The sequence below is a fragment of the Saccharothrix sp. CCNWYY140 genome, from assembly GCF_037401995.1.
Lineage (GTDB): Bacteria > Actinomycetota > Actinomycetes > Mycobacteriales > Pseudonocardiaceae > Actinosynnema.
The window spans coordinates 1-21699 of the sequence record NZ_JBBEGC010000068.1 but is presented as its reverse complement, the minus strand read 5'-3'; the positions used below and the strand labels follow the sequence as shown (position 1 = coordinate 21699).

The following is a 21699-nucleotide window of genomic DNA, read 5'->3' as shown; positions in this document are numbered from 1 at the left end:
ATGCCCAAGGTCATCGACCACGAGCAGCGCCGCCGGGAGATCATCGAGGTGGCCAAGCGGCTGATCGCCGAGGGCGGCTTCGAGGCGGCCACCATGCGCAGCATCGTCACGGCGGCCGGCTTCGCCAACGGGGCGCTCAAGCACTACTTCGCGGGGAAGGACGAGATCATCGCGGCGACCTTCGACAGCGTGCTGGCCGAGACCGCCCAGCAATTGTCCACTATGGATGCCGTGGTCGGTCCGGTGGAGGCTCTGCGGGCGTTCGTCGAGGCCGTCATGCCCCTGGACGCGCACCGGATCACCTCGGCCCGGGTGCTGCTGGTGCTGTGGGAGCACTCGGTGGCCAACCCCGACCTCGCCCGCCGGTACCGCGACCTGCTGACGACCTGGCGGGCCGAGCTGGTCACCCGGATCACGGCGGCGTGGTCCGGGGCGTCGGCGGCGGAGGTGGAGGTGCTGGCGGACGAGATCATCTCGGCCACGATCGGAGCGAACGTGGCCAGCCTGATGCACCCGGTGGGCGAGTTGGTCGACCGTTACCGCGCCTACGTCGAGTCGGTGGTGCAGCGGATCACGCGCTGACCTCAGTCGATGTACCCGTCCCGCCACTGCTGCTGGGTGTACCTGGAGTACCTCCGGATGTGGTCAGGGAGCCGGTTCATCCGCCTGGGACGCGAGATCTCCCTGCGGTGGCGGTCGTACTCCGCCGCCATGACGTCCCGGACCGGGTGGTGCTCGGGCAGCGCGTGGTAGAGGTGGGCGTACAGGTCGCGGGCCTCGCCGCCGCGGCCGGCGAGCCACAGCCAGTGGGCGTAGGCCCGCGCTGCTTCCCAGGTGTGCTCGTGGGCCGGTCCGCGGGTCCGCACCAGGGTGCCGACCAGGGCGTACCCGATCAGTCGGGCCGAATCCGCACCTCGGACCGCTCCGGTCGCGTTCATCAGGCCCCGTTGTGCCGACAGGGTGTCGTCGTGCTCCTCGCCCAGCAGGGCGAGGCACCGCTGGTGCAGCTCGGTGTACTGGCCCAGCGCCGGCGGGAAGGCGTGCAGGGTTTCGTTGCACCAGGCCAGGTTGGCGAGCACCTCCAGGGTGGCCGGGTGGTCGACGCCGAGGGCGGTGCGGTGGTCGTCGAGCATGGCGGCGTACAGCAGCCGGGCCTGGTCGACGTGGGCCGCGTCGACCAGGGCGTCGGCCTCCCGCCGCCGTCGCTCCAGCGACCACGGGTCCTTGCCGTGGCCAGGAAGATCACTCACGGTGTCCATTGTGTGGGCAGTTCATCACGTTCTGTGCGCAGAACTGCGGCCACGGGCGGGTGAACGTGCTAGACGGGCACGGGCTGGGCACCGGGGTCGTAGTCGTAGAGCCAGGCTGTGGCGCGGGGGTAGAAGTGGCGGAAGAAGAGCTTCATCGCGGTCGCCTGGGTCCAGCGCTTGACCGGGCCAGACCTCTTGAGGTCGCGGTTGTCGTCGGCGGCCTTGAGGAGTCGGCTGACGCGGGGTAGGCGCTCGGCGTCGTAAGCCGCCAGGGCGGCGGGCACCGGGGCGGACTTCAGGTGGCGGGCCAGGGTCAGGGCGTCCTCGATGGCCATCGATGCGCCTTGCCCCGCGCCGACCGGGTGCGCGGCGTCGCCGATCAGGACCACGCGGTCGGTGTGGCGGGTGGGCACCGGGGCCAGGGTGTGCATGACCGTCGTCGGGTGCAGGCGGGTGGTGCCCGCGATGATCCGGGACAGCGTGGGTTCGCGGCGGTACAGGTCGGCGACGTGGGACTGCCAGTCGGTGTCGGCGGCGCGCTCGGGCTCGATTGGGTCGGCCACCTGCGCGGCCCACCAGGTCTCGCCGTTCGGCGCGGCCACGTGGAGGAAGGCGCCGGCTCGGGCGAAGGTCATGTTGAACGTCCCAGGTGGAACGTCGACGCCCTCCGCGACACCGCATACCGTGTAGAGGCTGGCGTAACGAGGCTGCGGGGCGGCAGGGTCGAGCAGGTTGCGCGTGGTGGACCACAGTCCGTCCGCGCCGATGACCAGGTCGGCGTGCACCGACTCCAGGTCCACCAAACGCTCGCCCGTGACGATGGTGGCACCGGAGCGGCTGGCCGCTTGGCGCAAGGCATCGACCAGTTGACCGCGCATGATCGTGATCCCGCGCAGGGTGTCCTGTTCGCGACGCCCGCGCGGCACGTCCGCGAGCAGCTTGCCCGAGTCCGACCACATGAGCTGCCGGTCCACCTCGAAGCCCCTGGCCCGGACGTCTTCCAGGCACCCCAACGCTTCCAGCCCGCGCAGACCGTTCACCGCAAGGCTCACGAACGACCCGACGTCCCCCGCCGGATCCGGACGCGCCTCCAGCACGGTCACGTCCGCGACTTCCCGCAACGCGATCGCCGCCGCCGACCCCGCGACGCCGCCGCCCACCACGACCACCCGCACGACTGAACCTCGATTCACTGAATATCTATTCGGTGACTGTGGGTTCAGTATGCTGAGCGCGTCGACGGTGGTCAACCAGGAGGTGTCGTGGGCGTGCGCAAGGCCCGTGCGGCCGAGACGCGGAGTGCGCTGCTGGAGGCCGCCCGGCGGCTGTTCGCCGAGCGCGGCTACCTGAACACCAAGATCACCGACATCACGGCGGCGGCCGGCCGGTCCACGGGCTCGTTCTACGAGCACTTCGCCGACAAGGACGAGCTGCTCAAGGCGATGGCGGCCGAGATGGACGCCCAGGCCGACACGGCCATCGCCGAACGCGGCCACCCCGCCGACCACGACCTGACCGACCGCGCCCAGCTCCGCGACCACGTCGAGGTCTTCTGGACCGTCTTCCGCGACCACCTGCCGCTGATGGTGGCCGGTTTCCAGGCCGCCGCCGCCGCGCCGCCGGGGTCGGGGCGGATGTGGCGGAGCCTGGTCGAGGAGACCGCGGTGTTCCGGCAGCACCTGGAGTTCCTGCGGGACCGCGGGCACCGGCTGGCGGGGGACCCGGAGGTGGTGGCGGCCATGATCGGCGCGATGCTGTCGACGTTCGGGTTCGCCTACCTCACCGGCGGGGCGGGCGCGCGGGACGACGAGGTCGTGGACACGGTGACCGACTTCCTGCTGCACGGCCTCGCCGGGCCGGCGACCTGATCGATGCAGGTGGTGTCGCGCGAAGGGGTGGTTTGTTCTCCGCGCGCGCGACGGACCTGTCGTCTTTCTGCCACGGGATCGCGCGGCGGTTGACAGCCGCCCGCGGAAACGGTGATCTGGATTGGAGTTTGTGTGATCCTGTGTCACTTCCCTGCTGGAGGTTTCGGCAATGGCGTCAAACCTCGACAAAATCAAACGTGGGCTTGTCGCGGCTGCCACCGCACTCGCCACCGCGGCCACCGGCGTCGTGTTCGCCGGCGTGGTCGTGGAAGTCCCTGCCCAGGCGTTGCAGAACACCCTGGCCCGCCTGCCGCAGATGGGGTTCAACAACTGGAACGCCACCCACTGCCGGGCCGAGTTCAACGAGGCCATGATCAAGGGGGTCGCCGACGCGTTCGTCACCCAAGGCCTGAAGGACGTCGGCTACAACTACGTCAACATCGACGACTGCTGGGCCTTGCCCCAGCGCGCCGCCAACGGCGACCTGGTGCCCGACCCCGTCCGGTTCCCCAACGGCATCAAGGCACTGGCCGACTACGTCCACGCCAAGGGCCTGAAGTTCGGCATCTACACCAGCGCGGGCACCAAGACGTGCGACGCCTTGGGCTTCCCCGGCGGCATCGGGTACGAGCAGCAGGACGCGAACCTGTTCGCCGCCTGGGGCGTGGACTACCTGAAGTACGACAACTGCGGCGACCACCTCGGACAGAGCGCCCAACAGCGCTACACCGCGATGCGCGACGCCCTCAAGGCCACCGGTCGGCCGATCCTGTTCGCGATCTGCGAGTGGGGCAGTTCCCAGCCGTGGACGTGGGCTCGGGAGGTGGGCAACTCCTGGCGGACCACGGGGGACATCAGCGACTCGTGGACGAGCATGATCTCCATCGCCCGCCAGAACCGGGTGTTGGCGCAGCACGCCTCGCCCGGCTCGTGGAACGACCCGGACATGCTGGAGGTCGGCAACGGCGGCATGACCGACACCGAGTACCGCACCCACTTCAGCCTCTGGGCGCAGATGGCCGCCCCGCTGCTGATCGGCAGCGACCTGCGCACCGCCACCCCGCAGACGCTGGCCATCCTGAAGAACACCGACGTGATCGCGGTCGACCAGGACCCGTTGGGGCGCCAGGGAACCGTGGTGTCGGAGCAGAACGGGCTGGTCGTGATGTCCAAGCCGCTGGCGAACGGTGACGTCTCGGTGACCCTGACCAACGAGACCGCGTCCCCGGCGACCATCGGCACGTCGGTGGCGTCGGTGGGCTTGGCCGGCGCGTCCTCCTACCGGCTCAAGGACCTGTGGTCCAAGGCCGTGACGACGACGTCCGGCGAGATCAGCGCGTCCGTCCCCGCGCACGGCACGGTGATGTACCGGGTGACGCCCACCGCGCCGGTGCCGCCGGCGACCGGGCTGCACGACCTGGCCGACCTGCCCCGGACGTCCACGACCAGCGGGTGGGGGCCGGTCGAGCCCGACCACAGCAACGGCGAGCAGGCCTCCGGTGACGGCCGGGTCCTGACCATCGGCGGCACGGCCCACACCGACGGCCTCGGCGTCCACGCGCCTTCGGACCTGCGGTGGCACCTGGGCGGCGTGTGCCGGTCGCTGTCGGTGGACGTGGGGATCGACGACGAGGTGACCTCCGGCGGGTCCGCGGTCTTCCGGGTCTACCGCGACGCCACCCTGGTCGCCGACAGCGGGCGGCGCACGGCCGCCGACCCGCCGATGCGCCTGACCGCCGACCTGCGTGGCGGCACCCAGCTGCGGCTGGTCGTCACCGACGCGGGGGACGGCATCACCCGTGACCACGCCGACTGGGCGCGCCCGAAGCTCGCCTGCGGCACCGGTCCGGCGGCCGGCACGCACCACCTCGGCGACCTGCCGTGGACGTCGGCCTCCAACGGCTGGGGCCCGGTCGAGCGCGACCGCAGCAACGGCGAGCAGGCCTCGGGCGACGGCCGTGCGCTGACCGTCGCGGGCACCACCCACGCCAAGGGCCTGGGCACGCACGCCGCCTCTTCGATCACCTACTACCTCGGCGGGTCGTGCAGCACGTTCCGCACGGCGGTGGGCGTGGACGACGAGGTCGGGTCGAACGGCTCGGTGACCTTCGAGGTCCACGTGGACGGCGCGAAGGTCGCCGACAGCGGGCGGCTGACCGGCTCCGGTGCGTCGGCCACGCTGTCCGCGCCGATCAGCGGAGCCCAGGAGCTGACCCTGGTCGTGACCGATGGCGGCGACGGCGTCTCCTACGACCACGCCGACTGGCTGACCCCGCAACTGTCCTGCTGAACGCGCTCGGGCGGCCGGGGGATGCCTCCGGCCGCCCGACCGTCAGCTCATGTCGTCGAGGTGCTGCCGGACGGCGGCTCGGCCCCGGTGCAGGCGGGACTTCATCGCCGGGACGCTCAACCCCAGCGCCCGCGCCACCTCGCCACCGGACAGGCCCTGCACGTCCCGCATGATCAGGACGCGCCGCTGGTCGTGGGGCAGTGCGGCGATGGCGGCGGCCACCCGTTCCCGCTCCAGCCGTTCCAGCACGTCGTCCTCGGCGGACGCGGTGGGCAGGTCCTCGGCAGGCGGTGCGGCCAGGACCGCTCGTGCCCGCCGCAGGCACTCGTTGCGCACGATCCGGAACATCCAGGACGCCAACGCCGTGGCCGCCCGCAGCGTCCCGATCTTGCGGAACAGCACGATCATGGCCTCTTGGGCCGCGTCCTCGGCGTCCTGGTCGCTGGCGCACAACGTGAACGCGAACCGCCGCACGTGTGGGTGCGCCCCGGACACCAGGGCGGCGATCGACGCCTCGTCACCGCCCTGCGCCGCGGCCACCAGCGCTTCGGCGGGCCAGGTGAACCCCCTACCCACGTGCCCTCCTCACGACCACCAGGGTCATCCATCCTCCTAGACGCGATCCGATCGCCCATAAGAGGCGTCCCCGGCGCAAAAGGATTCACCCCGGTCGTGCGGGGAGCCCCGGCCGGGGTTCGGCCGGGGCTCCCTCGTCGGTCAGGCGCAGATGCTGCCCCTGCTGCTGGTGGTGAGCACGTGCGTGCAGACCAGCTCTTCCTCGTCGACGTCCTCAGCCTGTAGCCGCAGGACTTCTTCCATGAGCGTCACTCCTCTCCTCTTCCGGTGGTGCGCCGGCGTCCAGGACCGTGCGCAGGGCGAGCAGCACACCCGCCGAGCCGGACCACAGGTCGGCGGACAGCCGCTGTCCGGGCTCGCCGAGCCAGGCGACCCCGTCGGCGCGCGGGATCGCGGAGCGGACCAGCCCACGCGCACCGGTGACCGCGGCGGCGACCAGGTCCGGTCGGCGCAGTCGCCGTCCGGTGTCGGCCAGCACGGCGGCCAGCCCCGCCAGGCCGGTGAACAGGCCCGGGAACACGGCGAACCTGGCCGTGCACGCCCGCAGGCACCGTTCCAGCGCGTCGTCCGGGCGGTGCTCGGTGGGCACGCCGAACTCCGCGTCCGGGCGGTGGTGGAGGTAGCGGGACAGGACGGCGGCATAGCCCGCGCTGCCCGCGAACAGGTACGGGAAGACACGGCGGTCCTTCAACCCGATCTTGAAGCCGAGACCGTCCACGGGGATCGGTTCGGCGTAGGCCAGTTCGTCGCCGAGCAACCGCATACCGCGCTCGAACGGATGGGGGTCGCCGGTGACGCGGTGCAGGCGCAGCAACGCCAGCGCCACCCCGGTTCGACCGCCGACCAGCCCGGACCGGTTGAGGCGGCTCAGCTGTCCGGTGAGGTCGTCGGGGATCCCGTCGAGCAGGCGTTGGGCGTGGTCCAGCCAGCGCTGGTCGCCCGTGCGGCGGTGGTGGGCGAGCAGCCCGTAGGCGGCACCGGCCGCTCCGCCGCCGAACGTGGCGGAGGTGGTGGTGAGCGGGTGGTTCGCCGCCGCGACGAGCAGGGTCTCGGCGGCCTCGACCTCGCCCAGTTCGGCCAGCACGTCCGCGATGCCGGCGCTGCCGACGAGGTAACCGGGTGCGGTGTTGGGGATTTGTTTGAGCGAGTCGTCGCGGAGTCGGCGGGTGATCGCCGGGTCGCAGGGGCGGCCGGCGCGGTGCAGGGCGTGCAGGACGCCGGCGGTGCCGTAGGCGAGGGCGCGGGTGTTGGTCTGGTAGCCGAGGGGGATGGTCGGGTAGACGCGGTCGGGGTGGTCCGGCTGGGCCATGCCCTCCAGGCAGTCGGCCGTGCGTTCGGCCAGGTCGTGCAGGGTGACGGGTTCGTGCGTGCCGGGTTCGGGGCCGATCCGGTGCCAGAGGGGGCGGGGGATCGGGGCCAGTGCGCTCAGGTCGGCGTGCAGGTCGTCGAGTGCGCGCGGGTTGCGCTCGGCGGCTTCGTGGTGGGGGAAGAGCAGGAGTTGCGCCAGGGCGGACAGGCCGAACCGGTCCAGTGCCAGGGGGTCGTCCTTGGCCGTCGTGCGGGCGTGCGGGTGCAGGTAGCCGGGCGTGCCCATGACCCGCCGGACGTCCCCGATGCGTTGTGCCGCTTCGAAATCGACCAGCCGGACGTCGTCGTGCTCGTCCACCAGGACGTTGGTCGGGCTCAGGTCGACGAAGAGCCAGCCGAGGTCGTGGAGTCGGGAGAGGTGGTCGGCGAGGCCGTCGAGGAGGGTCAGGCAGCGGCGGTGGTAGTCGGCGAAGTCGGCCGGGGTGGCGCCGGTGCGCACAGCGGGGTTGTTGACCACCATCCACCGGTAGAGGGACATGCCCGGGACCAGTTCGGTGACCAGGTAGCTGTGTTCCCAGCGGTGGAAGAGCTCGATCGGGCGGGGGCACAGGTTGGGGTCGCGGGCGTGGATCGTGCGCAGGGCAAGGAATTCGCCGTGTAATCGGGTTTTGGCGTCGGATTCGTCGGTGGTGTACCCGTTGTGCGCGCGGGCTTCTTTGACGAAGACGGGGTCTTTGTCGGCGGTGCGGAACCGGTAGGCGCCTCCGGCGTTGCTGTGCTGAATCACCGATTCGAAGGTGTACCCGTTCAGCGTCACCGGCCCGTTGGTGGCGGGTTTGTCCTGTTGCCGGAACGGGTCTGTCACACCGGGCGGGAGCCGGAACTCGGGCCGGCGCTCGTCGTCGACTTCGGTGCCGTCAGGCGTCGTCGTCCGCTCGACATGGTGACCTTCGGCGTCGACCCGCGTGTGGCCGCGGAAGGCTCCGTAGCGGTAGGAGACGCAGGTGCTGTCACCGAAGCGGCGGTCCGTGAGCACGAACGGCCCGTCGATCCCCCGAAGGTCCGCCTCCAGCCGGCGTAGTACCAGGAGCGCGTGGTCCGGACTTTCGGGGTACAGGGTGCAGAACTTGCCACTCTGCACCCGGTTGGCGTGCTTGTCATGCGCCAACAGGAAGGTCCGCCGCCCAACAAGATGCTTGAACGGCACCCGCAACTCACTCGCCGCACTCGCCACCACCGCCAGCACATGCGCAGCGTTGCTCAGCGAACTGGAGACGTGGACCTTCCACCCCTGATCGGGCGTCCGAGCGTCGGGCGGACTCCAGTGCGTCCAGGCGCCGGACTCCCACCGCCGCCATCCGGCGGGCAGGGGCCCGGCGACAAAGCGAACACCGGGATCACCGGCGTCCCAGGGCGCGTAGAAGTCGTCGTCAACGAGGAGGAACGACATGTCCACGCCCATCGGGCCAAGGTGTCAACGGCAGTGCACGAAGTCAATACGGCCGTTCGGACCGTCCACAATGGCCAGACCGACCGAATCCCCACAACGGCCGACCCGCATCCCCCTGCCGGCCCAGTCCCACCCCGCTGCACCCTTATCCACACCCCAAGCCTTCCCACACCCACCCTGTCGTACCCGCATGAGACAATGGATCCGGGGGCCGAAGGCAAACCCGCTCACCCCTCACCCCTCACCCCTCACCCCTCACCCCTCACCCCTCACTGCCGCCGTTGCCCGCTGCCGCCGTTGCCCGCCGCCGCCGTTGCCCGCCGCCGCCGTTGCCCGCCGCCGCCGTTGCCCGCCGCCGCCGTTGCCCGCCGCCTCTGGGCGTCCTGGCCCGTCCTCGCCATCTCCCTCCGCTGACCGGCACCGACTGGCACCGACCGGCACCCCCGCCGCGTACGCCCGGCCGTCGGCTTGACGCCATCAGGTTTGCAATGCAAACCTGATGGCAACACCAACGCAGGGGGAGCGATGTCCGACTCGGCGACCGCCGGTCTGATCGACGAGATGAGCAATCTTCGCCGCCGTACCCGGCAAGTCCGGCACGGCTACTGGTTCCCGCTGCTCCTCTTCGGCGTCCTCACCCTCGGCTCCATCCCCCTCCTGCGCCCCTTCGACTGGAAGAACTCCCCGGACACCCACTGCACCTACGGCCCCGACGGCCGGATGGCCAGCTGCACCTCCCGCCCTCCCGACACCGCCTTCGAGGTCCCCGGTCTCGGCCGCGTCGACCCGTTGAGGGTGTTCAACGGCGGGTTCCTGGAGCCGGTTGCCCATCCGCTCGCGCTCGGGCTGTACTGGCTGGGGGTGCTGGTCTTCGGGTTCCTCGCCACGGTCTGGTGGTACCGGTGGCGCGCTGGGCGGGTGGGGGTGGAGACCTCGACGCGGACGTATGCGCAGGTCACGGTCTGTGGGCTGGCGGTGTTGTTGTTGGTGCCGTTGATCAGTGCCGTTGCCGGGCCGGCGTTGTGGCTGGGTGGGTGGGTGCAGCGGATCGCCAGTGTCCTGCTCATAGCGGTTTCGCTGGGGGCGGTGGTCGTGGCGATGCGGTGGTCGCGGGATGGCGCGAAGCGGTCCAGGGTGGGGGTTGGGCTTGCGGTGGCCGGGACCGTCCTGGTGGTGTCGGTGTTGGCCGCCGCCGTGATCCACAAGACCGGTGGTCTGATGCTGCTGGCGATCGGGTTGCTCACCCTGGCGCTGGTCGAGCGCAGTGTCTGGTGCACGCTCGTGGTACTGGCGTTCACCGGCTTCACCCTGCTGGCCAACGCCTCCTACATGGGTACGATCTTCTACCGCCTGAACTGGCCCATCGGACCGCGGGAGACGAACCTGCTGTTCAACGGCAAGGACATGGTGCTGCCGGGCGCCGTGCTGATCATCGGGGGAGTGGTGGCGCTGCTCGGTCACTGGTGGACGCGCAGGCGGACCGGGTGACCGAAGCGCACCCGACCAACGGGCTCGACGACGTCGTCCACCAGCGCCACCGGCTCGGCATCCTGACCATCGCGGCGGAGGCCAAGCGGGTCGAGTTCGGCTACCTCCGGTCCACTTTGGACCTCACGGCGGGCAACCTGTCCCGGCACATCGGCGTGCTGGAGGAGGCGGGGCTGGTCGAGGTGGACAAGGGGTACGACGGTCGTCGCCCCAAGACGTGGATCAGCATCACCGGACCGGGTCGCACCGCCCTGGCCGACGAGATGGCCGCCCTGCGCGCCCTCCTCACCCGCCACGAAACCGGCCAAGAAGACCCTGACCAGCGCACTCCGTAACGGCTCGACGCCGACCTTCACCGGGGCGGGGGTTGTTGCGCCCGAACCGGGTTGCCCTGCGCGCGTCCTCCGACGACGCGAGGGACAGTGGCCCCATGCGCACCCTCCGCACCACGTTGGCCGCTGTCGCCACCGCCGTCCTGCTGGTGACGGCCGCAAGCCAAGCCCCCGCCACGCCACTGCCCCCGATCGGGCAGGAGTTCGAGGTGCCGCTGCGGATCGTGGGCCTGGCCGTGGTCCAGGACGGCGTGCAGCGCACCTACGACGCCACGGGGACGTGGAAGGTGAGGGTCGAGGCGAACCCCGAGGCACCCCTCACCAGCGTCTTGCTCGACACCAACGGCTTCACCCTGACCGGCCGCAGCACGGGTGGCCCGGACATCCGGACCATCACCATCCGGCAGACCGGGGCCGATCTGAGGTCGGTGCTGCGCCTGACCCAGGCCTTCCCGCCGAAGTACGAGCAGCTGATGGTGCAGAGCTTCGCCACAGTCTTCGACCAGGCCGCGTCACCGATCAACCTGGTCACCAAGGAACCGGCCAGGCTGTTGGCCACCCTGACCCAGTTCCCACCCACGGGCGAACTGTTCAAGCTCCAGAACCCGGTCGCCCTGGTCGACCCGGCCAACCCGGCGGCCACCCTCGCCACAATCCCCACCCTGCCGCTCAAGGTCGGCGTACCCGTGCACAAAACTGTCAATTTTAGCCAACTTTCGAGCGCTAATTGACATGACGTCCACAACCGCTTGACCATGACCGGGTGATCCGTGCCCTGCTCGCGTCCCTCCTGGTCATCCCCCTGCTGACCCCGACCGCCTCGGCCGCCGCCACCCTGTCCGAGGTGGTGCCCGCCCCGGTGTCGGTCACCCCCTCGGGGTCGACCTACACGCTGCCCTCGAACGCCACCATCTACGCCGACCCCGGCGCTTCGGCCCTCGCGGAACAGCTCGCCGCGCTCCTCCGCCCCTCCACCGGGTACGCGCTCCCCATCACGACCACCCCCGCCGACGGCATCGCGCTGCTGCTGTCCGGCGCACCCACCCACGTGGGTCGGGAGGGCTACCAGCTCGACGTCACCACCTCCACCGTCGTCCTCCGCGCGCACACGACCGCGGGCCTGTTCAACGGCGTCCAGACCCTGCGCCAACTGCTGCCCGCCAAGGTCGAGCACAGAACCGTCCAAACAGGACCGTGGACGATCCCGGGCGGCCGGGTCGTCGACTACCCGAGGTTCGCCTACCGGGGCGCGATGCTGGACGTGGCGCGGCACTTCCAGCCGCCTGCCGTCGTCAAGAGGTTCATCGACCACATCTCCCTCTACAAGATCAACCACCTGCACCTCCACCTGACCGACGACCAGGGCTGGCGCATCGCCGTCGACAGCTGGCCCCGCCTGGCGACCTACGGTGGCAGCACACAGGTGGGCGGCGGGCCGGGCGGGTACTACACCAAGGCCGACTACACCGACATCGTCGCGCACGCCGCCGCCAGGAACGTCACGATCGTCCCCGAGTTCGACATGCCCGGTCACACCAACGCGGCACTGGCCAGCTACGCCGAGCTGAACTGCAACGGCGTGGCACCGCCCCTCTACACGGGCACCAACGTCGGCTTCAGCTCCCTCTGCGTCCCCAAGGAACTCACCTACACCTTCGTGGACGACGTCCTGCGCGAGCTGGTCGCCCTGACCCCCAGCCCGTACGTCCACATCGGCAGCGACGAAACCGCCGCCACCTCGCCGGTCGACTTCACGACGTTCATCAACCGCGTGCAACCGTTGGTGGCCAACAAGAACCGCGCCGTCATCGGCTGGCACGAACTCGGCACCACGGACCACTCACCGGGCCGCGTGGTCCAGTACTGGGGCACGGGTACCAGCGACAGCAAGGTGTCCAGCGCGGTGTCGCGGGGCGCGAAGGTGCTGATGTCACCGGCCAACAAGGCGTACCTGGACATGAAGTACAACTCCTCCACCCCGATCGGCTTGAGCTGGGCCGGGTACATCGAGGTGCAGGACGCCTACGGCTGGAACCCCGGCACGCACCTGTCCGGCGTGCCCGAGTCGGCCGTCCTGGGCGTGGAAGCGCCGCTGTGGAGCGAAACGGTCGTCACACAAGCGCACATCGACCACATGACCTTCCCGCGCCTGCCTGCGATCGCGGAACTGGGCTGGTCCCCGTGGTCCACGCACGACTGGACGTCCTTCCGCACCCGCCTGGCCGCCCAGGGTCCCCGGTGGGACGCGCTGGGCATCGCCTACTACCGCTCGTCGCAGGTCCCCTGGCCGGCCACGGGCACCACGCTCGTCAACCAGACCTCCGGGCGCTGCCTGGACGTCCCGGGCAGCAACACCGCCAACGGCACCCAACCGGTCCTGTGGGACTGCCACACCGGCGCCAACCAGCGCTGGGAGCACACCGGCACGGGCGAGCTGCGGGCGACGATCAACGGTGTCACCAAGTGCCTCGACGTCAACGGCGGTGCGACGGCCGACGGGACGGCGATCATCATCTGGACCTGCCACGGCGGCACGAACCAGCGCTGGTCGTTCAACGGCACGAACCAGGTGGTGAGCGCCGCGTCCGGCAAGTGCCTCCAACCGACCGGCGACGCCACGGCCAACGGCACGCTGCTCAAACTTGCGACCTGCCGGACCACGTCACCAGGGAGCCAGGTGTTCACCCAACGCCCCTAAGCGCAGGTTTGGCGCTGTCAATAACTTCAGTGTCACCCGAAAGTGTGCATTCTGAGATCGTCACCGGTGCCGGACAAGGTCACGGACGGCCTGGGCGATGCGAGCGCCGGCGTGGCCGTCGCCGAAGGGGGAGGGCACGTCCCGGAGGTCCTGGCGGTCTCCCAGCTGGTCGAGGGCGACCTCGGCGAGGTCGCGGGGACCGGTCAGGCGGCCGAAGTGGTGCAGGACCTCGGGGCGTTCGGTCGAGCGGCGCACCACGAGCACGGGTCGCTTGAGGACGGTCGCCTCCTCCTGCACCGCGCCGGAGTCGGTGACCAGCAGGGCGGCGTGGCGGGCCAGCGCCAGGAACTCCGAGTGCCACAGGCGGTTGACCAGGCGGAGGGACGAGGTCGAAGCGCTCGCCCGGATCAGCGACGCGCGCACCTGGGGTGTGGCGGGGAGGACGACCGGGTAGCCGGCGTCGGCGAGCCGGGCCAGCTGCCGGATCAGGTCGGGGTGCTCGACGTTGTCCCGGCGGTCCAGGGTGGCCAGGACGTAGCCGTCGGGGCGCAGGCCCCACTTGTCCAGCACCTTCCGGCGGTCCTCGGGGGCCAGGAGGCGGTGGTGGACGGCTTCGGCGGTGGTGTTGCCGGTCAGGCGGACGTCCCGGCCGCCGAGGCCTTCGGCGCGCAGGTTGTCCAGGGCGGTCGTGGTGGGTGCGCACAGCACGTCGGAGAGGCGGTCGACGAGCACGCGGTTGTGCTCCTCGGGTTCGGTGAGGTCGCGGCTGCGCAGGCCCGCGTCCACGTGGACCAGGGGGATGCCGTTGGAGCTGGCGGCGAGCGCGCCGGCCAGGGCGGTGGGGGTCGCGCCGCGGACCACCACGACGTCCGGGCGGTCGGTGGCGAACACGCGGTCCAGCTGGTCCAGGGCGTCGGCGAGGCGGCCGGTGCGCGGGTCGGCGGTGGTGGGCAGCGGCGGCTGGGTGGTGGGGGTGGGCAGGTCGCCGCCGACGCGAACCACGCGGGCCAGGTCGCCGAGCGCGCACAGGACCGGGGCGAGCTGGAGGATCTCGGGGCGGTTGCCCAGGACCACCGTGGCCCCGCCGGTGGTCTGCGGGAGGGCGGGGCGTGCGGGCCGGTGCAGGATCGCGGTCATGGTTGCCTTTCGGTTGGTTTGGACCATTCCAGGAAACCTGGCGTTCGGGCGGTCCGGTGTCGTCCTGCGGTGACCGTTCGGGCTGCGGTGTAGTCCCTGGTTGACGCCACCCGATGGTGGATTCGGGCGGCCGGTGGGGACCGGTCGGTGTTTCCATGTTCCGGGTGGTGGAGCGATGGCAGGACGTGTTCCGGTCGCGGCGGTCGCGCGACGTCATGGCGGCGCTGGTGGTCGCCGGACCGGGTGCCGTGGGGGTGCTGACCGGCTTCCACCGGACGTCCGCGGTGCCGTCGCTGCCGCTGTTCGCGGGGCTCACCGTGGTGTGCGCGGTCGCGATCGGGTTGTGGCGGCGGGAACACGACTGGGGGGTGGCGCTGGTCGCGTGCGCCACGTTCGTGGTCACCGACCTGCCGTACGCGAACTACGTGATGACCTACTCGCTGGCCCGGCGGCGGAGGTGGCCGCTGGTGGGACTGACCGTGGGGCTGCTGCTGGTGTGGCCGCTGCGCGAGGCCCTCTTCGAGCCGGCGGCCGGCGGGCGGTTGTTCGAGTTCGAGACGAGCCTGCCCGCAGCCGGGGTGAACGGCCTGGTCTACTGGTCGTTCGCGGCCGTGTCGCCGTTCGTCATGGGGTTGGCGAAGAACAGCCTGGAGGCGGCGCTGGTCGAGCGGGAGCGGCACGCGCGGGAGTCCGCCGAGCGCCAGCGGCGGCTGCGGGAGAGCACCCTGCGGGAGCGGACGCTGACCGAGCGGGCGAGGCTGGCGTCGATGATGCACGACGGTGTGGGCCACCACGTCAGCGTCATGGTGACCACCGCGGGTGCGATGAGCGTGGACCCGGCCGCGACGGCGTCCATCGTGGAGCGTTGCGACCTGATCGTGAGCGTGGGCCGTGAGGCGATTTCCCGGCTGACGGAGGTCCTGGACGTCCTGTCGGCGCCGGCGCGGGGGCCGGTCGCCGAGTTCGCCGTGGCCGACATCGCCGACCTGGTCCGGGACTACCGGTCGCTGGGGGTGGTGGTGGACTACGAGGTCGGCGCGGTGGACGGGTGCGCCCCGACGACGCAGGACCTGTGCTACCGGATCGTGCGGGAGGCCCTGACCAACGTCCTGCGCCACGCCGCGACGCCCCGCGCGGACATCCGCGTGACGCCGAGCGCGGACCGGCTGCACCTGACGGTGACCAGCCCGCTGGCACCGTCCGGCCACGCCACCCTTCCGGGGACCGGTCGGGGCCTGCGCCTGCTCGCGGACGAGGCGGCCCTGGTCGGCGGCGCCCTCACCGCCACTCCTTCGAGTGAAGCCGGCCGTTTCGTTCTGCGTGCGGACCTGCCGCTGTCCCACGACGGTCGCGACCCGGCGGACCCCGTGGGACCATCGAGGACATGATCAGGGTGCTCGTCGTGGACGACCAGGCTCTGATCCGTGCCGGGACCACGGCGATCCTGGAGTCGGCCGACGACGTCGAGGTGGTCGGCGAGGCCGCCGACGGCGCGGAGGCGGTGGCCGTGAGTCGCGAACGCTCGCCGGACGTGGTGCTGATGGACCTCCGCATGCCCAGGGTGGACGGGGTCACGGCGACCGCGCAGCTGAAGAAGGACCCGGACCCGCCGCACGTGCTGGCCCTGACGACGTTCAACGACGACCAGTTGATGATCGACGCCCTGAGCGCGGGAGCGGACGGGTTCCTGCTCAAGCAGCTGGGTCCGCGGGACCTGCTCAGCGCCATCCGGGCGGTCGACGGCGGGGCGTCGGTCGTGGACACCGAGTTGAGCAGGCGGGTGCTCAGCCGCATCACCGACCACGGCACGTCGTTCCCGGAGGCTGCGGAGCGGGTGGGCCTGCTGAGCGAGCGAGAGCGCGAGGTGCTGGGGCAGGTCGGGCTGGGGTTGAACAACGCGGAGATCGCGCAGCGCTTGTTCATGAGCGTGTCGACGGTGAAGACGTACGTCTCGCGGACGCTGAGCAAGCTCGGCCTGGACAACCGCGTGCAGGCCGCCCTGCTCGCCCACCAGCTGCGGTTGACCCCCGAGGAGTAGGCGGGGCTGGGCCGGACGGCGGGGCCGGGGTACGCTGCGCGCCGGGTCGGGGGGCCTTCGTGACGTTTTCTCGTGTTTGGGGGACCCGTGTTTCGATCCGTGCGTGGGCTGGGAGTGGCGGCGTCCGCGCTCGTCGGGCTCAGCGCTTTGGGTGTTGTGGTCACCCTGGTGTGGCTGTGGCGGTTCAAGGGTGTGTACGAGGATTACCTGGCCGGGCGGGCGACCGACGTCGAGCTGCTGTCCCAGGTGGAGCCCGCGGTGACGTTGAGCGCGGTCGGCGGGGTGGTGTTCATCGCCGCCGCCGTGGTGACGGCCGTGTGGCTGTGGCGGGTGCGGGTCAACGCCGAGGCGCTCAACCCCGGCGCCGCGCACCGGTGGGGCCGGGGCGCGGCGGTGTGGGGTTGGCTGCCGGTGGTGAACTTCTGGGTGCCGCGTCGGGTGGTGCTGGACGTCGTCGGGTCCGGGGCGTCCGGTGTGCCCGTGTCGACGGTCAACTGGTGGTGGGGGACGTGGTTGTCCGCCCTCGTGCTGGAGCGCTTCACCCGGTTGACCAGCGACCCGGAGAGCCGGTACTTCGACCTCTCCCAGGCTGTGCTGTGGGCCGCGGTGTGCGCGGTGTTGATGGTGGCCGCGGCGGTGTTCTTCGTCCGGATCGTGCAGCGGGTCACGGCGTGGCAGTCCGACCTGCCCACCTACCAGCCGGGGCAGGAAGCGATGCCGCCGTTCGCGTGAGGCCGGCTGGGATCAGCGGTCGCAGAAGAGGCGGTCGACGATGCGGTCGGAGGACGCGGCCAGGGCGGCGATGTCCTGAGGGGTGTCGCCGTGGGCGCCGGTGAAGGCCATCGCGATGCTGCGTCGTCCGTCCGGTGAGACGCCGCCCCGGCTGATCACGCCCGCCGTGTTGCCGCCGTGGTCCCAGTAGTGGCCGCCGCAGGACAGCGGTTTCCGGTACAGGCCCAGGCCGTAGGCGAGTGAGGTGCCGGGGTCGGCGGGGACGGTCCGGGTCAGTTCGGCCTGTTGGGCGGGCTGGAGCAGCCGCCCGGACAGCAGGGCGCGGAAGAAGCGGTTCACGTCCCGGGTGGTGCTGGTGATCGCGCCGGCGGCGTCGCTGACGGTCGGGTTGAACTCGGTGGTGTCGCTCAGCTCGCCGCCGAGCTGCCACTGCTGGTAGGCGCGGGCGTGCGGGTGGGGTAGGCGGTGGTCGTCGGCCGGGACGCGGGTGTCGTGCAGGCCCAGCGGTGCGACGATCCGCCGCTCGACCTCGTGCCGCCAGTCGTTCCCGGTGACCGCCCGGACGACCATGCCCGCCACGACGTAGCCGGTGTTGCTGTAGGACCAGCCGGTGCCGGGGGTGAAGTCGGGCGGGCGGGACAGGGCGAGGGCGACCAGTTGGTGGTCTTCGTAGTGGTCGAACCGGTGCTGTTCGAAGCCCTCGCGGCCGACGCCGGGCAGCTCCGCGCGGTACTCGTGCAGGCCGCTGGTGTGCTGGAGCAGGTGCCGGACGGTGATCTTCGTGCCGTCGTTGCCGTTGCCGCGGATCAGGCCGGGGAGGTGCCGCTCGACGGGGTCGTCCAGGGTCAGGCGGCCTTCGCCGGCCAGTTGCAGGACGACGGTGGCGACGAAGGTCTTGGTGTTGCTGGCGATGCGGTAGTGCCCGGTCGGGGGCACGGGCCGCCCGGTCCGGACGTCCGCCACACCACTGGTCACCGCCCACCCGACCCCGCTCTCGGTGACCACCCGGGCCTGGACCCCGAGCACCCCGCGTTGTCGCAAGGCGTCCACGTCCCGCTGGAGCTCGGACCGGGGGTAGCCGACCGGTTCGGCCGCGTGGGCGGTGACGCTGCCGCAGAGGGTGAGGATTGCTGTCAGGCCGATGATCTTCTTGGAGAACTTCATGGCGGACAGCCTCGCGCCCTGGTGAGGTGCGCACATCGGACCACGGTCCACACCGCATCGGACCACGGTCCGATGGTCCCTCCATTGTGGACTTTCGGTCGGGTCGCTGTTGTCAGCTCAGCGCTTCGCGCACCTTCGCGATGACGGCCTCCTCGACTTCGGCCACCTGCCCGTCCGCGGCGGCGACCTCGTGGCAGATCGCCTCGATGGCGCGGGGGAAGGTGGCGGCTTCGGCGGGGTCCTTGGCGGAGAGGATCTTCAGCGAGTCGCGGAGGGCGTCGAGCACGACGTCTTCCAGTTCGGCCTCCGGGATGGACAGGTCCACGCGGGCGGCGTGGAGGACGACGCGGAGTTCGGGGGAGAGGTTGGTCAGGGCTCTGAGGCCGGCGTAGCGCTCCTGGATCACCGGTCCGGGGTCGGCGTGGGAGACCAGCACCATCACGCCGAAGACGGCCTTGCGCAGCGTCCGGCTCTCGTCATCCGAGTAGAAGATCATGCCGATCAGCCTAAGCGACTCCCCCCAACGCCTCTAACCTCCCGCCCACCCCCACCCCGCCGCCCCCCTGCCGCCCGCCGCCCGCCTACCGCCGCCGCCTGCCGCCGCCAGCCCTGGCCGCCGCTCGCCACGACCGCCGCCCATCGCGGCTCGCGCCCCCTGCTGCCAGCCGCCCGCTGCGCCCGCCTGTTGGCGCCCGCCCGCCGCCGGCGCTGCCGCCCGCTGCGCCTGCCCGCCCGCTGCGCCCGCCGCCTGCTGCCGCTGCCTCCACCGCCGCTGCCTCCACCGCCGCCGCGACCGCTGCGGCCCGCTGTGCCACCCGGTCCTGTACTGCGGTTGCGGTAGGTCGGGATGCTGCCCGGGTGGGACTCGGTGGGGCCGGTCGGCGGTTAAGGTTCCCGGCATGTGGCCTCGACTGCGGCGGGAAGTGGTGTGGGACTGGGGGATCGCGGTCGGGGTTGCCGGGATTCTGGTGGTCACCGGGGTGTCCGGCGGGCAAGGTGGGGGTGAGCCGGCCGGGCTGTGGGGCGTGGTGTTGCTCGCCGCGGGTGGGCTGGTGTTGGTGGTTCGGCGGCGGGCGCCTCGTCTTGCGTTGGCGGTGACCGGGGTGTGTGCCGTGGGGGCGCAGGCCGCGGGTATGGACCTCCCGGCCGTCGCCTACCTGGTCGCCGTCTACACCGCCATGCGGGCCGGGCACCGCTGGGTCGTGGTGGTGGGGTCGATCGCACTCCTGCTGGCCCTGCCCTTCGCGGACATGGTCGCGGATCCCGCGGGGGCGACGGGGGACGCGTTCAGGCACGCCCGCAGCGTGCTGGAGATCGGGTGGTTGGTGGCGGTGGGTGCCGCCGGCGAGGCGTTGCGGCAGGCCGAGCGGCGGGCCGACGAGGCCGAGCGGACCCGCGAGGAGACCGCTCGGCGGCGGGCCAACGAGGAGCGGCTGCACATCGCGCGGGAGTTGCACGACTCCCTGACCCACCAGATCTCGGTGATCAAGGTGCAGGCCGAGGCGGCGGTCCACCTGGCCCGGAAGCGAGGGGAAGAGGTGCCGGAGGCGTTGTTGGCGATCCGCGAGGCCGGGCGGGAGGCCACCCGGGAACTGCGGGCGACCCTCGGGGCGTTGCGGGACGACGACGTGTCGCCGCCGCGCGGGATCGGCGACCTGCGCGGGCTGGTGGAGCAGGTCAAGTCCACCGGGCTCGACGCGACCCTGACCATCCACGGCGACGAGCAGGACGTGCCGGCGGCGGTCGAGCGCACGGCCTACCGGATCGTCCAGGAGTCCCTGACCAACGTCACCCGCCACGCCGCCGCGGCCAAGGCCGAGGTCCGCTTGGACTTCCGCCCCGACGCCCTCGACATCCGCGTCGACGACGACGGCACCGCCACCCCCGCCCCGACCCCGGGCTTCGGCCTGCTCGGCATGCGCGAACGGGTCACCGCCCTGGGCGGCCGGCTGCGCGCCGAACCCCGCACCGGCGGCGGCTTCACCGTCCACGCCGAACTCCCCGTGGAGCGCACCCCGTGATCCGCGTCCTGCTGGTGGACGACCAGCCCCTCATCCGCAGCGGGTTCCGCGCGCTCCTGGACGCCGAGGACGACATCGACGTCGTCGGAGAGGCCGCCGACGGCCGCGAAGCCCTGGACAAGGTCCGCGACCTGCGCCCGGACATCGCCCTGGTGGACATCCAGATGCCCGTCCTCGACGGCGTCGAGACCACCCGACGCATCGCCGCCGACCCCGACCTGGCCGCCATCCACGTGGTGATCCTGACCAACTACGGTTTGGACGAGTACGTGTTCGACGCCCTGCGCGCCGGCGCCGCCGGTTTCCTGGTCAAGGACGTCGAACCGGAGGACTTCCTGCACGCAGTCCGGGTCGCGGCCCGCGGCGACGCCCTGCTCGCGCCCTCCATCACCCGCAAGCTGATCGACCGCTACGTCACCCAGCCACCGCACCTGACCACCGGCGCCGTCCTCGACCAGCTCACCAACCGCGAGCGAGAAGCCGTCGCCCTGGTCGCAAGAGGCCTGTCCAACGACGAGATCGCCAACCACATGGTGATCACACCTTTGACCGCCAAGACCCACGTCAACCGCGCCATGACCAAACTCCACGCCCGCGACCGCGCCCAACTGGTCGTCCTGGCCTACGAGTCCGGCCTGGTCACCCCTGGTGGCGACCGCTGATTTTTAGTCCCGGCGCACCGCAGCGCCTGCGCGCAGGGCCTTCGGGATCTCCGCCACCTCGTCCACGACCGAGAGCAGCCGCTGCACCTGCTCGGCGGGCGAGGGCGACCGGACCTCGACTGAGTAGGAGATCCCGGTGGACTGCCAGGTTGCTGTATCGAACCCGCCGGACGCCGTGACCCGTACCCCCTCCACCTCGACACCCAGCCCGGCGGCCTCGCGGTGGACGTCGTTCAGCACGCACCCTGCCGCCGCCAGGTGCAGCAGGTGCGCGCCGGTGAAGTCGGCCTCGACGGTCACGCCCTCGGCGGTCCACTTGTGGGGCATGTGGACAGCGCCCTCCGCACTTGAACGCAACACACCGCTGCCCACGACGACGTCGAACATCGCGCCACCTCTCCCCTCGCCGCCCGTCACGGCAAGCGAAAACCGGCGTTCGGGCTTGCGAGCGCGGAGCGCGTCCGGTTTGGACGCGCGAAGCGTGGGCTTCTGAAGCGAAGCGCGAGTCTAGAGATCAAAAGAGCCTCGCCGGCGGGCAGGCCGCCAAGGATGACCAAAAAGAAAGGGCGGGGGCTTCTTGCTTGTGTCATCCCCGTATGGCCTGGCGGAGCCAACCACACTTTTGGTCGGGTGCCGCTAAAATTTTTGCTCGTTCCTCACAAAAATTTCGGCTGCACCCGACCAA

21 protein-coding genes are annotated in these 21699 nt (G+C 71.2%); 12 read left to right on the top strand and 9 right to left on the bottom strand.

Annotation, left to right across the window (positions count from 1 at the left end):
- On the top strand, positions 1–582 hold the full coding sequence (locus WBN91_RS25775; RefSeq protein ID WP_337727029.1) for a TetR/AcrR family transcriptional regulator: 582 nt from the start codon (positions 1–3) through the stop codon (positions 580–582).
- 2 nt (positions 583–584) lie between these two features.
- On the opposite strand, the gene WBN91_RS25770 is transcribed toward WBN91_RS25775, so the two are convergent.
- Complete coding sequence (locus tag WBN91_RS25770; RefSeq protein ID WP_337727030.1) at positions 585–1250, bottom strand: hypothetical protein; 666 nt, start codon at positions 1248–1250, stop codon at positions 585–587.
- Positions 1251–1318: 68 nt separating this feature from the next.
- Complete coding sequence (locus tag WBN91_RS25765; protein ID WP_337727031.1) at positions 1319–2425, bottom strand: FAD-dependent oxidoreductase; 1107 nt, start codon at positions 2423–2425, stop codon at positions 1319–1321.
- An 87-nt stretch (positions 2426–2512) separates the two neighbouring features.
- Between WBN91_RS25765 and WBN91_RS25760 the strand changes: the two genes are divergently transcribed.
- On the top strand, positions 2513–3118 hold the full coding sequence (locus tag WBN91_RS25760) for a TetR/AcrR family transcriptional regulator (protein ID WP_337727032.1): 606 nt from the start codon (positions 2513–2515) through the stop codon (positions 3116–3118).
- A gap of 169 nt (positions 3119–3287) precedes the next feature.
- On the top strand, positions 3288–5408 hold the full coding sequence (locus WBN91_RS25755; RefSeq protein ID WP_337727033.1) for an NPCBM/NEW2 domain-containing protein: 2121 nt from the start codon (positions 3288–3290) through the stop codon (positions 5406–5408).
- Positions 5409–5450: 42 nt separating this feature from the next.
- Here WBN91_RS25755 and WBN91_RS25750 read toward each other — a convergent pair whose 3' ends face one another.
- The 3 genes from WBN91_RS25750 to WBN91_RS25740 all read right to left on the bottom strand — a co-directional run bounded on the left by WBN91_RS25750 (position 5451) and on the right by WBN91_RS25740 (position 9143).
- A complete protein-coding gene (locus WBN91_RS25750) occupies positions 5451–5984 on the bottom strand; it encodes an RNA polymerase sigma factor (RefSeq protein ID WP_337727034.1) in 534 nt (177 codons plus the stop codon).
- Positions 5985–6198: 214 nt separating this feature from the next.
- Entirely contained in the window at positions 6199–8754 is a 2556-nt protein-coding gene (gene lanKC / locus WBN91_RS25745; protein ID WP_337727035.1) for a class III lanthionine synthetase LanKC, read from the bottom strand.
- 257 nt (positions 8755–9011) lie between these two features.
- Positions 9012–9143, bottom strand: a complete 132-nt coding sequence (locus tag WBN91_RS25740; RefSeq protein WP_337727037.1) for a hypothetical protein — start codon at positions 9141–9143, stop codon at positions 9012–9014.
- A 124-nt stretch (positions 9144–9267) separates the two neighbouring features.
- On the opposite strand from WBN91_RS25740, the gene WBN91_RS25735 reads away from it, so the two are divergent.
- From WBN91_RS25735 to WBN91_RS25720, 4 genes are all read left to right on the top strand, one after another.
- Positions 9268–10230, top strand: coding sequence for a hypothetical protein (locus WBN91_RS25735; RefSeq protein WP_337727038.1), 963 nt, complete (start codon positions 9268–9270; stop codon positions 10228–10230).
- Positions 10227–10565 (top strand): winged helix-turn-helix domain-containing protein, encoded by a 339-nt coding sequence (locus WBN91_RS25730; RefSeq protein WP_337727039.1) that lies wholly within the window; start codon positions 10227–10229, stop codon positions 10563–10565. The genes WBN91_RS25735 and WBN91_RS25730 overlap by 4 nt, the downstream gene beginning before the upstream one ends.
- Before the next feature lie 95 nt (positions 10566–10660).
- Positions 10661–11293 (top strand): hypothetical protein, encoded by a 633-nt coding sequence (locus WBN91_RS25725; protein WP_337727040.1) that lies wholly within the window; start codon positions 10661–10663, stop codon positions 11291–11293.
- 32 nt (positions 11294–11325) lie between these two features.
- Positions 11326–13260, top strand: a complete 1935-nt coding sequence (locus WBN91_RS25720) for a family 20 glycosylhydrolase (RefSeq protein WP_337727041.1) — start codon at positions 11326–11328, stop codon at positions 13258–13260.
- Between the two features lie 60 nt (positions 13261–13320).
- On the opposite strand, the gene WBN91_RS25715 is transcribed toward WBN91_RS25720, so the two are convergent.
- Positions 13321–14397 carry a UDP-N-acetylglucosamine 2-epimerase gene (locus WBN91_RS25715; protein ID WP_337727042.1) on the bottom strand — a complete coding sequence of 359 codons (1077 nt, stop codon included), beginning with the start codon at positions 14395–14397 and terminating at the stop codon, positions 13321–13323.
- Positions 14398–14564: 167 nt separating this feature from the next.
- Here WBN91_RS25715 and WBN91_RS25710 point away from each other — a divergent pair, with 167 nt between their 5' ends.
- The 3 genes from WBN91_RS25710 to WBN91_RS25700 all read left to right on the top strand — a co-directional run bounded on the left by WBN91_RS25710 (position 14565) and on the right by WBN91_RS25700 (position 17167).
- Positions 14565–15785 carry a sensor histidine kinase gene (locus WBN91_RS25710; RefSeq protein ID WP_337727043.1) on the top strand — a complete coding sequence of 407 codons (1221 nt, stop codon included), beginning with the start codon at positions 14565–14567 and terminating at the stop codon, positions 15783–15785.
- Positions 15782–16435, top strand: a complete 654-nt coding sequence (locus tag WBN91_RS25705) for a response regulator transcription factor (protein ID WP_337727044.1) — start codon at positions 15782–15784, stop codon at positions 16433–16435. Before WBN91_RS25710 ends, WBN91_RS25705 begins: the two co-directional genes overlap by 4 nt.
- A 99-nt stretch (positions 16436–16534) precedes the next feature.
- A complete protein-coding gene (locus tag WBN91_RS25700) occupies positions 16535–17167 on the top strand; it encodes a DUF4328 domain-containing protein (protein WP_337727045.1) in 633 nt (210 codons plus the stop codon).
- Positions 17168–17179: 12 nt separating this feature from the next.
- On the opposite strand, the gene WBN91_RS25695 is transcribed toward WBN91_RS25700, so the two are convergent.
- Together WBN91_RS25695 and WBN91_RS25690 are read right to left on the bottom strand one after the other, a co-directional pair.
- Positions 17180–18331, bottom strand: a complete 1152-nt coding sequence (locus WBN91_RS25695) for a serine hydrolase domain-containing protein (protein WP_337727046.1) — start codon at positions 18329–18331, stop codon at positions 17180–17182.
- A 112-nt stretch (positions 18332–18443) separates the two neighbouring features.
- Positions 18444–18827, bottom strand: a complete 384-nt coding sequence (locus tag WBN91_RS25690) for a hypothetical protein (protein WP_337727047.1) — start codon at positions 18825–18827, stop codon at positions 18444–18446.
- A 403-nt stretch (positions 18828–19230) separates the two neighbouring features.
- Between WBN91_RS25690 and WBN91_RS25685 the strand changes: the two genes are divergently transcribed.
- Both WBN91_RS25685 and WBN91_RS25680 read left to right on the top strand, forming a co-directional pair.
- Positions 19231–20352, top strand: coding sequence for a sensor histidine kinase (locus WBN91_RS25685; RefSeq protein ID WP_337727048.1), 1122 nt, complete (start codon positions 19231–19233; stop codon positions 20350–20352).
- Positions 20349–21014: a response regulator transcription factor gene (locus tag WBN91_RS25680; RefSeq protein WP_337727049.1), complete on the top strand. Its 666-nt coding sequence runs from the start codon at positions 20349–20351 to the stop codon at positions 21012–21014. The genes WBN91_RS25685 and WBN91_RS25680 overlap by 4 nt, the downstream gene beginning before the upstream one ends.
- Before the next feature lie 3 nt (positions 21015–21017).
- On the opposite strand, the gene WBN91_RS25675 is transcribed toward WBN91_RS25680, so the two are convergent.
- Entirely contained in the window at positions 21018–21401 is a 384-nt protein-coding gene (locus WBN91_RS25675) for an OsmC family protein (protein WP_337727050.1), read from the bottom strand.
- Between the last annotated feature and the right edge of the window lie 298 nt (positions 21402–21699).

What these genes read in the sequence shown, in the direction of transcription:
- WBN91_RS25740 (WP_337727037.1), bottom strand. Translation starts at nt 9,143, where the DNA reads ATGGCGAGGACGGGCCAGGACGCCCAGAGGCGGCGGGCAACGGCGGCG.
- WBN91_RS25675 (WP_337727050.1), bottom strand. Translation starts at nt 21,401, where the DNA reads ATGTTCGACGTCGTCGTGGGCAGCGGTGTGTTGCGTTCAAGTGCGGAG.
- WBN91_RS25775 (WP_337727029.1), top strand. Translation starts at nt 1, where the DNA reads ATGCCCAAGGTCATCGACCACGAGCAGCGCCGCCGGGAGATCATCGAG.
- WBN91_RS25755 (WP_337727033.1), top strand. Translation starts at nt 3,288, where the DNA reads ATGGCGTCAAACCTCGACAAAATCAAACGTGGGCTTGTCGCGGCTGCC.
- WBN91_RS25690 (WP_337727047.1), bottom strand. Translation starts at nt 18,827, where the DNA reads ATGATCTTCTACTCGGATGACGAGAGCCGGACGCTGCGCAAGGCCGTC.
- WBN91_RS25705 (WP_337727044.1), top strand. Translation starts at nt 15,782, where the DNA reads ATGATCAGGGTGCTCGTCGTGGACGACCAGGCTCTGATCCGTGCCGGG.
- WBN91_RS25735 (WP_337727038.1), top strand. Translation starts at nt 9,268, where the DNA reads ATGTCCGACTCGGCGACCGCCGGTCTGATCGACGAGATGAGCAATCTT.
- WBN91_RS25695 (WP_337727046.1), bottom strand. Translation starts at nt 18,331, where the DNA reads ATGAAGTTCTCCAAGAAGATCATCGGCCTGACAGCAATCCTCACCCTC.
- lanKC (WP_337727035.1), bottom strand. Translation starts at nt 8,754, where the DNA reads ATGGGCGTGGACATGTCGTTCCTCCTCGTTGACGACGACTTCTACGCG.
- WBN91_RS25685 (WP_337727048.1), top strand. Translation starts at nt 19,231, where the DNA reads ATGTGGCCTCGACTGCGGCGGGAAGTGGTGTGGGACTGGGGGATCGCG.
- WBN91_RS25725 (WP_337727040.1), top strand. Translation starts at nt 10,661, where the DNA reads ATGCGCACCCTCCGCACCACGTTGGCCGCTGTCGCCACCGCCGTCCTG.
- WBN91_RS25715 (WP_337727042.1), bottom strand. Translation starts at nt 14,397, where the DNA reads ATGACCGCGATCCTGCACCGGCCCGCACGCCCCGCCCTCCCGCAGACC.